General features: G+C 71.1%; 13 protein-coding genes. 8 read left to right on the forward strand and 5 right to left on the reverse strand.

Annotation, left to right across the window (positions count from 1 at the left end; genetic code table 11):
• Positions 1-90: 90 nt before the first annotated feature.
• Positions 91-1,572, forward strand: a complete 1,482-nt coding sequence (locus ACFPCY_RS36835) for a DUF8189 domain-containing protein (RefSeq protein WP_378263312.1) — start codon at positions 91-93, stop codon at positions 1,570-1,572.
• 1,014 nt (positions 1,573-2,586) lie between these two features.
• On the forward strand, positions 2,587-2,826 hold the full coding sequence (locus tag ACFPCY_RS36840; RefSeq protein ID WP_378263612.1) for a helix-turn-helix domain-containing protein: 240 nt from the start codon (positions 2,587-2,589) through the stop codon (positions 2,824-2,826).
• Positions 2,827-3,076: 250 nt separating this feature from the next.
• Here ACFPCY_RS36840 and ACFPCY_RS36845 read toward each other — a convergent pair whose 3' ends face one another.
• On the reverse strand, positions 3,077-3,514 hold the full coding sequence (locus ACFPCY_RS36845; RefSeq protein WP_378263314.1) for a PPOX class F420-dependent oxidoreductase: 438 nt from the start codon (positions 3,512-3,514) through the stop codon (positions 3,077-3,079).
• A gap of 475 nt (positions 3,515-3,989) precedes the next feature.
• Between ACFPCY_RS36845 and ACFPCY_RS36850 the strand changes: the two genes are divergently transcribed.
• From ACFPCY_RS36850 to ACFPCY_RS36875, 6 genes are all read left to right on the forward strand, one after another.
• Positions 3,990-4,208 carry a hypothetical protein gene (locus ACFPCY_RS36850; protein WP_378263316.1) on the forward strand — a complete coding sequence of 73 codons (219 nt, stop codon included), beginning with the start codon at positions 3,990-3,992 and terminating at the stop codon, positions 4,206-4,208.
• A 751-nt stretch (positions 4,209-4,959) separates the two neighbouring features.
• Positions 4,960-5,112, forward strand: a complete 153-nt coding sequence (locus tag ACFPCY_RS36855; protein WP_378263318.1) for a lasso RiPP family leader peptide-containing protein — start codon at positions 4,960-4,962, stop codon at positions 5,110-5,112.
• A gap of 155 nt (positions 5,113-5,267) precedes the next feature.
• Complete coding sequence (locus ACFPCY_RS36860; protein WP_378263320.1) at positions 5,268-7,157, forward strand: asparagine synthase-related protein; 1,890 nt, start codon at positions 5,268-5,270, stop codon at positions 7,155-7,157.
• Positions 7,154-7,522 (forward strand): lasso peptide biosynthesis PqqD family chaperone, encoded by a 369-nt coding sequence (locus ACFPCY_RS36865; RefSeq protein ID WP_378263322.1) that lies wholly within the window; start codon positions 7,154-7,156, stop codon positions 7,520-7,522. Before ACFPCY_RS36860 ends, ACFPCY_RS36865 begins: the two co-directional genes overlap by 4 nt.
• Positions 7,519-7,986, forward strand: a complete 468-nt coding sequence (locus ACFPCY_RS36870; protein ID WP_378263324.1) for a lasso peptide biosynthesis B2 protein — start codon at positions 7,519-7,521, stop codon at positions 7,984-7,986. The genes ACFPCY_RS36865 and ACFPCY_RS36870 overlap by 4 nt, the downstream gene beginning before the upstream one ends.
• Positions 7,987-8,068: 82 nt before the next feature.
• A complete protein-coding gene (locus ACFPCY_RS36875) occupies positions 8,069-9,598 on the forward strand; it encodes an FAD-binding oxidoreductase (RefSeq protein ID WP_378263326.1) in 1,530 nt (509 codons plus the stop codon).
• Here the strand turns inward: ACFPCY_RS36875 and ACFPCY_RS36880 are convergent.
• The 4 genes from ACFPCY_RS36880 to ACFPCY_RS36895 all read right to left on the reverse strand — a co-directional run bounded on the left by ACFPCY_RS36880 (position 9,547) and on the right by ACFPCY_RS36895 (position 13,073).
• Positions 9,547-10,548 carry a methyltransferase gene (locus ACFPCY_RS36880; RefSeq protein WP_378263328.1) on the reverse strand — a complete coding sequence of 334 codons (1,002 nt, stop codon included), beginning with the start codon at positions 10,546-10,548 and terminating at the stop codon, positions 9,547-9,549. The genes ACFPCY_RS36875 and ACFPCY_RS36880 overlap by 52 nt on opposite strands.
• Before the next feature lie 519 nt (positions 10,549-11,067).
• Complete coding sequence (locus ACFPCY_RS36885) at positions 11,068-11,400, reverse strand: SCP2 sterol-binding domain-containing protein (protein ID WP_378263330.1); 333 nt, start codon at positions 11,398-11,400, stop codon at positions 11,068-11,070.
• A gap of 70 nt (positions 11,401-11,470) precedes the next feature.
• Positions 11,471-11,593 carry a hypothetical protein gene (locus ACFPCY_RS36890; protein WP_378263332.1) on the reverse strand — a complete coding sequence of 41 codons (123 nt, stop codon included), beginning with the start codon at positions 11,591-11,593 and terminating at the stop codon, positions 11,471-11,473.
• 1,057 nt (positions 11,594-12,650) lie between these two features.
• Entirely contained in the window at positions 12,651-13,073 is a 423-nt protein-coding gene (locus ACFPCY_RS36895) for a hypothetical protein (RefSeq protein WP_378263334.1), read from the reverse strand.
• Between the last annotated feature and the right edge of the window lie 124 nt (positions 13,074-13,197).

The raw sequence follows: 13,197 nt of genomic DNA on the forward strand, positions 1-13,197 counted from the left end.
GATCTGGGAGGCGGAAGGTTCCCTCTCCGGCGCGCCCTTTGGGCTGGCGGCAACGGCCCGAGGGAGGTCGGGCTACCCAGTGGAGGGCGTATGGAGGTCTGGTCGCCGGAATTCGACCTGTTCGACTACGGCAGCGGCAGATTCACGGTCCAGTTGGGGATCCGGGGGGACGACCAGGGCAGGCTCTGGCCGTTGATGAAGTTCATCAAGCTTGCGGAGGTGCCCGTCCCGGAGGGGACGCTCACCGTGGTCTCCGGCTGGCTGGATCTGTCGGGGCCCTCCTCCCTGCAGACCCGGCCTCAGCGGACGAGCGGCTCCTACACCGCTGCCGGTTTCTCGCCGGAGCTGGTGGTCAGCGGGGAGCAGTCGGTGCCGGTCGCCGATGGCGAGTGGAGGCTGACGGCACGTCCGTTGTTCGTGAAAATGGTCACCAGCGACGGCAGCACCGGCTCGGGGATAACGGTGCGGGGGGCTCCCGAGGTCACCTTGACCTACAAGGAGATCCCCCCGGTGCCGCCGGCCAAGGTCTGGCAACTGTCGGCACAGGTGCTGGCGGCGACGACCAAGTGGCCGCCCGCCCTGACCATCGACGGGCGGGGCCGGGCGGTGGTGTTCGCCCACCAGGACGCACCCGCCAACTGGGCCGCGATCGGGCAGACCGCCGCCGGCGCCTGGTCGGCGCCCGAGGCGCGCACCGTCTCGCCCGGCGGCGGCCCGGTGGCGGCCACGTCCAAGGACGGACGCGCCACGGTGTTCTGGCGCGAACCCACCCACTACGTCAAATACCTGCGGCAGACCTCGCTCGGCGCCGACCAGCTCACCCTGGACGCCGCCGCGGCGCAGATCCCCAACGTCAACACGCCCAACAGTCCGGTGATCGCCCTCAACGCCGACGGCCGGTTCGAGCCGGTCCTGGTCGGGATGGAGGGCGCGTTCTGGCACGCCTTCACCACCGGCACCGACCCGTACGCCTGGGCCGGCGCCCCGGCCAAGTTCGGCGGGTTCAACATCCGTGACATCGCCGCCGCCACCCGCTCTGACGGCCGGATCGCCGCCTATCACGTCAACACCGGGGGCGACCTGTGGCAGATCCTGCAGACCGCGCCCAACGCCGCCTGGGCCACCACTTTCACCATGCCCCTCACCGGCGTCCAGGGGCCGCCCGCGCTGCATCCGCTGCCCGGCGGCGGGCCCCTGCTGGCGGTGTTCGCCGCCACCCAGGGCGGCGCCCCCGACACTCTGGCCTACGCCGTCGACAACGGCACCGACTCCTGGGGGCCCGCCCAGCCGCTGGTCTACGATTTCAAGGACGCCACCATCGAGCGCGGCACCCGCCCGGACCTGGCCCTGGGTCCTGACGGCAAGCTGCTGCTGGCGGTCGCCGCCCAGGGCACCGTCACCATCCTTCAGCAGCCCGATGACCTGGCCGCCCCGTGGATCACCCTGGCCCGCGTCGCCGACGCCGCCACCGGCCCCATCGCCTCCCCGTCGGTGGCCACCGACGGCACCGGCCGCATCGTGTTCACCTACGTCAACACCACCAACCATCCGGTCGCCGTCACCCTCACCTGACCAACCCGGCCCCGTCCGGCACCACCGGATGAGGCCGGGGCCTGAGCCGGAGCCGGACGAGGACGGACGAGGCCGGGACACCGAGGTGCCCTCTTGAGCGTGGCGGGTTCGGGTTTGCGGCAGCCCTGACGGGCAACGATATGGAGTGAAGCCGTCACTGCTAGTGACTGCTTCGTGCAGGTCCCGGCCAGGCGCGCGTTCGTGCGCCGTCTCGTGCGTTCAGCAGCAACATGTTCACTCGCCCCGTTCTGGCCCTCGTCCGCCGCCGCCGCGGCTTTGACCGCGCTGCCCGTGTCCGCCTCGGCGGCTCCCGCGAGCGGCCGGACCGGGGCCGGCGTCGAGATCGCCATCGACTCCGCCTCGGTAGGCCGCAACCCCGACGACATCCACGTCACCGGCAGGGTCAAATGAGCAGCCGGGTCCGTGCGCAAGGACGAACTCTCGCCCCGCCCAGCCGCGCGCCGGCCTCCAGATCGTCTCGTCCCGGCCGGGCGCCGAGCCGGGCCGATCTCACAGCAGGGTCGGCGTCTGGGCCTGCCTCACCCGCCCAGCCTCACCCGCCCCGCCTCAGGCGGCCTTGGGGTGGCAGACGCTGCCCTCCACCCGCAGTGCCAAGCAACGCGAATCCTCACCCCACCCGGCGTACGGGGAGGGATGGGAACTCGCGTTCCCCGGACTCTCAGCGGAAGGTCCTTCTCAGCTCCAAGGGTTGTCCACCGGCTTCTCAGCCCGCCCGGCGGCCGTGACGGCCGCCGTGACGGCCGGACTCGGCCTCCAGACCGGGGGCGGCCCTCAGGCGGCGCGGGCCTTTCTCCCGGCGGCCAGTTGCGGAGAGTGTCACCTGGTTGCTTCATGTAGTCACCAGGGGGGCACATCTGCAGTGTCCGCACATCCGTGCCGGGCACCGGCCCGCAGGAAGGAACACACATGCGCACAGGCATCGTTGGACTGGCCGCGGCGGCCGCGCTGGGCACCGGGGTGATCGCTGCCCCCCTGGCCGCGGCGCAGCCTTCATTGGTCCGCCCGCACTCAGACCCCGACGTCCGCTGGTTCACCGTGGCCGAGGCTGCGGCGCTCATGAAGGTCGACAAGGCGACCGTCCTTCGCCTCATCCACTCCGGCGAGCTGCCCGCCATCCGGGTCGGCCGGGCCATGCGCATCCCCGAGCAGGCCATCCGCGACTACCTGAAAAACCACCACCCGACCAGCCACGCCGCGCCGGTCGAGCAACCCCAAGACCCGCCCACGGCATAAAAGGTGCGCGACGCAGCTGCCCGCGCCGGCGGGCGAAGCGTTCGCGGCGGCTCCTTCTCCACCGGATCCGCCGGGAACCAGGACCGGCCTCCCCCGGCCTGAGCCCGCGTTCTCCGGCCCCAGCCGCCTCGACGCGCGGCGCCGGGTCAACCCCGGGGCCGTCTGTGTGAGCGCGCACGGCCCCGCGCCTCAGCCCCCAGCATCCGCTGGAGCCTGCACTTGCCCTGGCCACCCGAGCGCACCGGCTCGGTCAGACGGCGCGGGAGTTGTAGCCCTGAAGGTGGAAGCCGCTGCCGAAGGACGGATCGCTGATCGGCTCAAGGTTCCAGGCGATGACGCGGTACGGCCGGATATGCAGTGTCTCATGATCGAAGGCCGGGTGCAGCGGTGGATCCAGGTAGGTGATCTCGGCGTGGCCGCGCAGTTCGATGCCTCGACCGGTCTGGCCGAGAGCGTTGGGCGTCGGCGACTGGTCGTCGATGACGAGCGAGACCCGGGAGTCGGCCAGGACGTTTTTGTATTTGCGGCTTCTGGTCAGCTCTGGGCCGCCGATCCGGACGGCCTCGGTCTCGGGATCGAACCAGATCGCGACCGGCTGAAGGTGGGGAGCCCCGTCCGGGGCGAGGGTCGCGATGCGGCCGAGTCCTTGGTCCGACAGGTAGGCGCGCTCAGCCTCAGTGAAGATCATGACTTTCAGCCTGCGACCTCGACCATGCTTGAGGTCAAGTGCTTCAGCCGAGCACCGGAGCCGACCGCCCCCACAGAAGGCTCCCGAGCCAAGATCACCAGTTCAGAGGCGACTTCTCCTCAATCCGGCCATGAAACCCCTTCCGGGCGCTAACCGGCGCCTTCACGCGGGGCTGCCCGAGTGATCAACACTCGTTGATCACCCGGCTCGCCGGGGCGAAGCGCCTGGTGTCCCCCTCGGGCCGGCGCGGCGTGAGGGCGCATGCGGGGCGGCTACCCCAGCAGGGCAGCGCGTACACCGGTCCCACTCCCTCCTCCGGTCGCTATGGCGGCCGCGCCCGTCCCCAGACCGAGCCGGGCCGGGGCCGCCGCAGGCCGTCTACGTCCGTGCTCTTGACCTGCGGTGGCGCGTAGCTTGGCGGGACGGGTGGGGAGGACTGGCGGTAACCAGGTTCGATTCGCTGAAGGAGCACCAGGTGCGCCGCACACTCATGACGCTGGGGATGACCGCTTTCGCGTTCACCTTCCCGTTGATGGCCACCGCGGCGGCGGGCGAAGGGGGGCCGTGCCTGAAGAACGGCGAACCCGACGTTCGCACCGTCCAAGCGACCTGGTGCGTCTTCACCGCTCCCGAGGGATACACCGTCGAACACCCCGGCCTGAAATGCTGCATCGTCTTCAGGTACGCCGACTGAAAAAGTGCCCTACCGCCGCCCCACCCTCCTCGGCTTCGCCCGCCCCTGGGGAAGCGGCCAGACCAACCCGGAAGGAGAGTTCGGCTGTTGCCGCACGACCTGGCTCATGAAGTGACCCGCGTCGGAGGAAATCTGGCTCGCAGAGCTCCGAAATCTTCATCGTTTGCGGCCTGCCCCGCAGTGCGCGGTCGGCGGCCGACCTGGTGGTTGTGGCCCGGAGACGACGAGGCGGTACGTGCGGATGCCGAGGCGGAGTAGATCATCGTTGGGCGCGTGCGGCCCGCCAGGTGATCGGCCCGGTCTTGCACAACGTCGAGAGGTTCAAGGGCAGGTTCGGCGCGGGCCCTCCGCACGCGACGCAAGCCGTGAGCGGGTTCACCGCTCGGAGCTCACGACCCGGCGGGTGGTCGCGGAGGTCAGGGAGCAAGCCTGGACCGGGCTGCGCAGCGAACTATCGGCCGTGGGCCGCCGATCAGGGGCTGTGAGTGCGGTTCGATCGGGAAAGGGGGCGTGGAATAGCCGTCGCCTCACCGAACTTTTCGACGCGCGGCTGGCGTGGACGCGGTCAAAGTGGTGGTGCCGGTCCCAGGAAGAAAGGGGGCGGACCAAGGGCTCGACCTCTGATCCGGCGCGCTGCCGCGGAAGTACGGTGGGCGCCTTTACCGCACCCCTACCATCACGATCAGTAGTCGTAGAGGTTCTCCGGGTAGCTGTCGAGGTGTAGTTCGCAACTACCGAGAAGAGGAGAACCATGCAGGATGCGCAAGACCAGGCCGTTCTGATCCTGGACGCCGCCGAGGTCTACGAAACTCCGCTGGTGGCCGAGGTCGGCGACTTCGCCGAGGCGACGCAAGGTTTCGGCGGGGGCATGTTGGAGGGCTCGTCGTTCCACTACACCTACTGATGGGCGGATGCTTGAGGTGCTGGCTGGTGGTCCTTCCGGACTGCCGGCCTGCGCCGGCCGCTGCGGCCGAACTGATGGGCCGGGCTTGTCATGTCGTCCGGCATGCATCGGGGCGCCCATGGTTGGTGGGCTGCTGGAGTGATGAGCAAGTCACGGTGGTGCGGGCTGGCGCCGCGGCGCTAGCGGTCGCGGGGGTGTGCTCGTCGCGTCCGCCGGAGCTGGCCGCCGGACTGGCCGGTGTGCGTCGTGCTGGCGATGTGGAGTCGCTGGTCGAGGGGGCGGCTGGCTCGTTCACGGTGCTGGCCTCGCTGGACGGCGAGGTGTACGGGCGGGGGCCGGCGTTCGGGACGCGGCGGTTGTATCACGCGCGGCTGGGTGGGGTGACGGTGGCCGCCGACCGGGCGCGGACCCTGGCCTGGCTGACCGGCGCACAGGTCGATCTCACTGCGCTGGCCGCCCGGTTGCCTGCCGAGATGCCGTACCTGCTGGGCGAGCGGGCGCTGTGGCAGGACGTGCACACCGTCACGCCAGGCCAGGCGCTGCATCTGGACCGCCAGGGGAAGGAGCGGGTGCGGAGCTGGTGGCGGGCCCCGCGCGAGCAACTGCCGCTGGCCGAGGCCGCGCCCGCACTGCGTGAAGCGCTGGGCGCGGCGGTGGCCGCGCGGGTGCGTCCCGGGCAGGTGTGGGCGGCGGACGTGTCCGGCGGGATGGACTCGACCTCGCTGGCGTTCCTGGCCGCCGAGGCGGGCGCGCGGCTGGTGACCGTCACGTTGCGCTGGGCCGCTCCCGGCAACGAAGACCACCGGTACGCGGCGCAGGCGGTGGCGCGGCTGGGCGGGATCGCGCACGTGGCCTTGGACGGTTCGGAGCGGGAGTCGAGGTATTACGCCACGCTGCAGCTCAGGGACGAGCCGCACGATGATCCGATGTTGCCGCTGCGCGACCGCGCCCAGCAGGAGCACATCACTCGCCTGCTCGCCGAGCACACGGTCACCGCCCGACTGTCCGGCCTCGGCGGAGACCACGTGGTCAGCCCGCCGCCGTGGTACCTACACGCCTTGATACGACGCCATCCGCTGATCGGGCTGCGGCATGTGGCCGGTCAGCGGGCGGGTTGGCGCTGGCCGTGGCCGGCGACGGTCCGCGCCATGGCCGAACGCGGCGGCTACGCCGACTGGCTGAACGGGCAGGCCGACCGGGTCGGCGGGAGCGGCGCGGCGGCGACCGGGCGCCGGGCTCACCAGGGCGGAACGGTGATGGCTCCGCCGCACGGCTGGGGGCCTCCGGTGCGCCTGCCCGGCTGGGCCGGCACCGAGGCACGCGAGCGGCTGGCCGAGGCGCTGCGCGCGACGGCCCGGCACGGGGAGCCGCTGGCCGACGAGCGCGGCCGTCACGCCTGGATGGAACGGGCCCGCGCGGCAGGCCGGATCGCGGCCGCGGCGGCCTGGCCTCTGTACGGATCGGCGGGCAGCGCCGGCGGCAGCGGTGACGCGAGCGGCAGCGGCTACGCCGGTGATAATCCGGGCGGCAGCGGCTACGCCGGTGATGATCCGGGCGGCAGCGGCGGGGCCGCAGGGCTGCCGTTGCACATGCCCTTCTGCGACGACGCGGTGATCGAGGCGTGCCTGGCGGCGCGTCCGCACGAGGTCGTCTCGGGATGGGCGTACAAGCCGCTGCTGACCACGGCGATGCGTGGGGTGCTTCCCGAGTCGATCCTGGCCCGCACCAGCAAGGACCACGCCAACGTCGAATGGCAGGCCGGGATGCGCGCCCACCAGGGCGAGCTGGCCGCATGGGCCGAGAACTCCCACCTGGTCGCCGTCGGGCTCGCCGAGCCGGCCGCACTGCGCCGCGCGCTGGTCAGTCCCGATCTGTACGGCGGTGGCGCGGCCGACCTGGAGAACACGCTGATCGCCGAAGCGTGGCTGCGTGATCTCGCCGCCCACCCCGCGCCCGCCCACCTCCACCGCCATGACCGGCCCGAGCCCGACCTCGGGCACGACCAGCCGGACAACTACGACGACTTCGAGGAACAACCGCTATGAGCTTGAAACTCTGCCGGAACGTCGCGCTGTGCGACACCGGCCAGGCGCTGGTCCTGCTCGACCAGAGCTCGGGACGTTACTGGCAGACCAACGCCACCGGCGCCGCCGTGCTGCGCGCGTTGCTGGCGGGCGCCACCGGCGACGACCTGGCCGAGCAGCTGGCGGCGCGACGTCCGGTGAGCCGCGATCGGGCCGCCGCCGACATCGCCGCCCTGATCGAGGAGCTGACCCGCGCCCGCCTGACCGACACGACCCCCGGCCCGTCCGCCGGGCCGCCCGCCGGGCCGCCCGCCGGGCCGTCCTCCAAGTCGTCCTCCGGGGCGTCTTCAGGGGCGTCCTCGGGGGCGGCCGGGGGCGGCCGATGAGCCAGATCCTCGATCGTCCCGAGCATCGTCCGGCGCTGGCGACGCGCCTGGCCGCACGACCGGCCGTCACCGCGGCACGGCTGCTGGCCGCGCTGCCGCCCCGGCGCATCGTGGCCGTGCTGTCGCTGCTGCGCCGCGGCGCCCGACCGGCCACCTACGAGGAAGCCCTGGCCGCTCGCCGGGACGTCACCGCCGCCAGCACCTCGTGCGCGGGCAACTACTGCCTGCCGCGCTCGCTGGCCGTCGTCCTGCTGTGCCGGTCGCGCGGGTACTGGCCCACCTGGTGCACCGGGGTGCGCACCCCGCCGTTCGCCGCGCACGCCTGGGTCCAGGTCGACGGACGTCCGGTCGGTGAGGGCTCCGACAGCGTCGGTTACCACCTCATGCTCGCCGTCCCGCCCCTGCCCGACCGCTCCCGTCAGCCCGTCACCGACGAGCCGGACACCGCGCTCACGCACCCGTGAGCGGCCCTCCTGCGGTGCCGGTCCGGCGCATCGCCGCGCCTGTCCGTTGTCGCTGCTGCCCGAGGCGGAAAGGGACCGGGGCATGGTAGATCAGGTGGTGGAACGGCGGCCCGAGGGCGGCTGGGACGGCTTCGACGGCTGGCTGGCGGCACAGTCCGCACTGCTCGGGCCCGGACGCGTCCGCCTGCCGGACGAGCCGCGCGGCAACATCGGCATGTTCGCCTCGCGCCGGGTGCGGGCGGTGCTGCGCCCGACCGGCGTCGATCAGGTGCAGCAGATCGTGGTCGCCGCGACGCGAGCCGACCCGCCGGTCCCGCTGTATCCGGTCAGCACCGGCCGTAACTGGGGACTGGGATCGCGCGAGCCGGTCGGCGACGGCGCGGTGCTGCTGGAGCTGGCCGATCTGGACCGGATACGCCACCTCGACCCGTCCGCCGGCGTCGCGGTGATCGAGCCGGGCGTCACCCAGGCCCGGCTCGCCGCCCGGCTGGACGGGACGCCGCGGATGCTGAACCTCACCTCCTCCAGCGCCCACACCAGCGTGCTCGGCAACGCCCTGGACCGGGGAGTCGGGGTGCGCCGCCAACGCTGCGACGACCTCCTGGGCCTGGAGGTCGTGCTGGCCGACGGTTCGCTGATGCGGCTCGGCTCCTGGCCCGACTCCCGCGGCCGCGCGGTCGCCTACCGGCACGAGCTCGGTCCGGCGCTGATGCCGCTGTTCGCCCAGTCCGGCCTCGGCGTGATCACCGCCGCCGCCGTCCACCTGCTGCCCCGTCCCGAGACACTGCGCGTGATCCGGCTCGCCTTCCCGCGCGGCCGGCTGCGCGAGGCCATGGACGAGCTGCGCACCTACCACGCCCAGCGGCTGGTCACCGGCGTGCCGAAGGTCTACCTCGACACCACGCCCGGACACGGCGAGGCGTTCTGCTGCCTGGACGGCGACGCGGACCTGGTCACGGCGAGCCAGGCCGCGCTGTGCCGCCGCGCGCTCGCGTCTGGCCTGTTCACCTGGGTCAAGCAGGTCGACCCCGCCGACGTCGATGTCGATCGGGCGGTCACCACCACCCTGGCCCGGCACAGCGGCGACCCCTCGCTCGGTGAGGACGCGTTCGAGGCGTCCTTCGGCACCCCCGCCGATCGCGTCGACCGCGACGGCGAACACGGCTTCCTGATGTTCCTGCCCCTGGTGCCCTTCGACGGTGCCGCACTCGACCACGCCTACGCGCTGGTGCGCCAGGTCCAAGCCGACACCGGCACCATCTGGCGGGTCACCCTGAACGCCCTGTCACCCGATCTCGTCGACTTCGTCACCTGGGCGTCCTTCCCACGCGAGCACGCCCCAGCCGCCCACCGCGCGCTGGGCCTGCTGCACGAACGCTTCGCCGAGGCCGGCTGGCGGCCCTACCGGTTGGACATCGACCACATGCACCTGACCGGCGCGCTCAACGGCTGCACCCGCCGCGAGCAACTCATGGACCGGCTCAAGGACCTACTCGACCCCGCGCACATCCTGTCCCCCGGCCGCTACGAGAGCGCCGCCGGCAACCTGGCCACCGGCTGCTACGAGAGCGCAGCCCGCAACTCGATCACTGACATCACTCCGGCGGGATGAACCCCCGCCACGCCGAGCCCCACCGCGTCGCCCAGCGCACCGATCTGCGCGGCGTCCCGCTGCCGCCCGCCGAACCAGGCCAGCATTCGCAGATCCATGCCCGCGCCGCCGCGCCGGTCCAAATCCGACCGCTCGACCACCAGCACCCGGCCGAGCTCACCCGCCGCCCGCGCACACCGATCCAGAATCTGCACGGCATGCTCATCATCCCAATCGTGCAGGACGTCGCAGAGAAGATAGCCATCGGCCCCAGCAGGCAGCGGCTCGAAGAAGCTCCCCGTCACCACCTCGCCCCGGTCGGCCAGCCCGAGCTGGGCCAGGTTCTTGGCCGCGGCACGCGCCGGGGCGGGCTGCTCGACGATGGTGGCCCGCAGCCCCGGATGGGCCGACAGCAACACCGCGCACAACGCGCCGTTGCCCCCGCCCACATCGACCAGATGCCCCAGCGAGCCCCAGTCGTAGCCGACGACGACGGCCGCCGCCACTGAGGCGACCTTCACGGCCATGGTCGCGTCGAACGACTCCGACAACTCCGCCCGATCCGCCACGTCCTGCCAGAACGACCGGCCGTACCGCACCGGATAGGCGGCCTGCCCGGTGCGGACGCAGTGCAGCAGATCCACCAGGCACAGCTCGGCTCGGCCATGCGCGCCGTCCACGGTCAGACTCTCCCGCAACCCGCTCGGATGACCGGACCGCAGCAACGCACCGCGCTCGGTGAGGCGATAGCCTCCGCCCTCCGCAGCGAAGATCCCCGCCGCCACCAGATACCGCAGCAACCGCTCCAGCGCACCGGCGTCCACCCCGGTCAACCGCGCCAGCGACGCCACATCACCCGCACCCCCGGCCACATGATCGGCCAGCCACAGACTCGCCGCGACCCGGATCGCCATCGGCTCGATCAGATCCGCCCGACCGAACAACTCCGCCGCCCTCGCCCCCGCCGTCACGCCTCATTCCTCCCCGCCGACCAACGCCCCGTTGTCAGCCGGGAACTACCCCCACCTCGGTAAAGCTAAGTGGACGCCCACCACTGCAGATGCCCTCGGCGCGCATCGGGACTCCACTCGCCTCAAGACCGACTGAGCCGCGCCGCCGAGTCAACCCGACCCCGCTGACGCTGACCATCCTCGCCCGCCGCCCACTCCTCCTCACCGACGAACTGGACTGGTGTCCAACCACCAGGACCGCCAGGGCCAGGCCACCGAGCACGACCAGCAGCAGCGCCAGCCGCCAGGTGCCGCAGGTAAGCCGCCGACCGGCGCCGCAACTCCCCTCGGTCCTGACGTCAGATGAAGGCTCGACGGGCGGCAGCTCTGTGAGGACGGCGGCGAGCTAATCACCCGGCCCCGCGGATCAATGGTGTTGGTGTCACGGAGCGGAGCACTGACGGCGGACCCCGCCTGAAGGAGGGTCGCATCACCCAAATCCCAGGCGCTCCGTTCGGCGGACACCGGTCGCAGAGTCGGCTACATCTTCAGCAGCTGGGGTACCTGCATGGACGCGCTCGGATCCCCTTGCATCTTCAGCGTTCCGGCGAAGTAGAGCCGCACGCCGGCGTTGGGGTCGTCGCGAAGCTGCCGGAAGTCCGCGGCGGGCAGCGTGATCGTGAGGTCGGCGGTGCCGGGGTCGCCCTGTTCGATCCTGGGCCCGGAGGATGTGGCGTCGACGTACCACGCGCCGCCGCCATCGCCGGTGAGGTTGAACTGGAATCGCCTGCCCAACTGCTTGATTTGTTCGGGCTTTGCCTTGGCGGCCTCGGGAAGATGGGTGTCGAAGAACTCGCGGGCGTCATCGGCCACGGCGTGTCCCCTTTCGCGTCGCATCGGACTGCAAACATCGGTTGCCCAGGTCGGGCTCGGGCGAGTGCTGTCAGGACGGCGGAGACGCGAAGCGGGCGGGCATCGCCAGCTTCAGGATCCGGCGGTCGGACAGTGTGAAGATGACGTGCACGTCGTCACCAGGGGTGATGAGGCCGGTGGGCTTGGCCGACACCAGGTGCTGCTTGCCCGGGCCAGGGTGAACTCGCCCCCCGGCGGGGATGGTGATCGGGACATCTCCGTCGTGGTCTGGGCCTTGGCATCCCCGACCTTGTGGACGCGGACCGTTTTGTAGTCGGGACTGTCGATCCGCATGACGGCCAGATGCCTCCCGGAGCTGTTGTGGAGGGTGACAAAGTCGGTGACCGACGCCACATCCGGGTCCGGACCACGTACAGTCGGCAGGACTCGGCGACGGGTAACACGTCCTGGGTGAGCGAGCTCATCCGTGCCTCCTTTCCGGGGCTTACCACCCCGCACCATGCCACTCTAGGTGAGACTCTCGAGGCAGTGAGTAGTGAGTGGTTAAGGGGGCGATGAAGGATTGACGACGTGCGAGCCGCGCGCAAGGCGATGGCCACCGTCCCTGTTTCACTCCGGGGCCGGCGCAGGCCGAGCGGTCTTCAGAGGGTGAGTTCGACGCGCGGCGCGAGTGCTGCGTCGAGCCGGCGGCGGACCCGACCCCGGGCAGGGGTAAGACCGCACGTTCTCCGGGCCAAGTCCTTCCCCTGGGCCGCCGCAAGGCGCGTCGAGGGGAGCTAACTTGAACTCCGCATGGCGAGCTCGGCGGCCATGGTCAGCAGGACGATCGATGTCCCCACTCCCCGTCGGGTTTTGCGAAGGCGATGATGCGAACACGGCGCTTCAGCCTGGAAGCAACATCTGCAGACGACGGGTCAGCTGAGTGGGCCACCCCCTTCCTGCTGGTCCCGGCCACCTCGGCCGCCACGCCGTGCCAGGACGCCGACCGAGACCGCCAGATCGAACGGCGAATTCGAAAGCGGCCACTAATTTCGGGGTCGGGGCTGAGATCCGGACACGTCTCGCTGCCAGCAGCCACTCACGAACGGAAGTTGGCCTCGGCCACGGCACTTCGACGGTGCCATGCGTTACCGCTCAAGGGCTTAGGCGACGCGCGTAGCTGACGGGAATTCGAGGTGGGACGCGGCTGCCGTGTGCGGCATCAAGATCTATACAGGGCAAGTCCTCAGCCTCGCCGACGTCGGTTTGGGTCAACGCACCAGTAGGAAGGCCGGAAGCGCAGCCAGGACACCGACCGGAGCGCCGGCCATTACTTGAGCGACCGAGTGATGAGCCAGCACGACACGCGACCACCCGATAAGCACAACGAGCAGGAGCAGACCTGCCAGAGCCAAGCCGTGGACGACCATCAGGATGCAGACCGCTGCGGCGCCGACGCCGGTGTGGAAGCTGATCTTCCAGATGGCAGTGATCGGTCCCATGACCACAAGTCCTCCGAGCATGGACACCTCCACCGCCACCAGAGCGGACGGCGCACCTCCTATCTGAAGCGTCGTGATCCCGAGGCCGACCGACAGCAGCGAGAGGACGAGCGGCACGATGCGGTGTTCGCGGGTGGTGAGGTGGTGGTCACTGAACCGGCCAACGATCACACCGCCCACGATGAACGCCATGGGGCCCAAGCTGGCGAAGAAAGCTCCGATGAACCCCCAGGCGAGCCCGGGAGTTCCATACTTCGCACCGACCCCCAGGAACAGTCCGGTGATCAGTAGCCAGGGAGCGAAGACTTCGGTGACG

Origin of the sequence: Actinomadura gamaensis, assembly GCF_042652125.1 — a bacterium.
GTDB lineage: Bacteria > Actinomycetota > Actinomycetes > Streptosporangiales > Streptosporangiaceae > Spirillospora > Spirillospora gamaensis.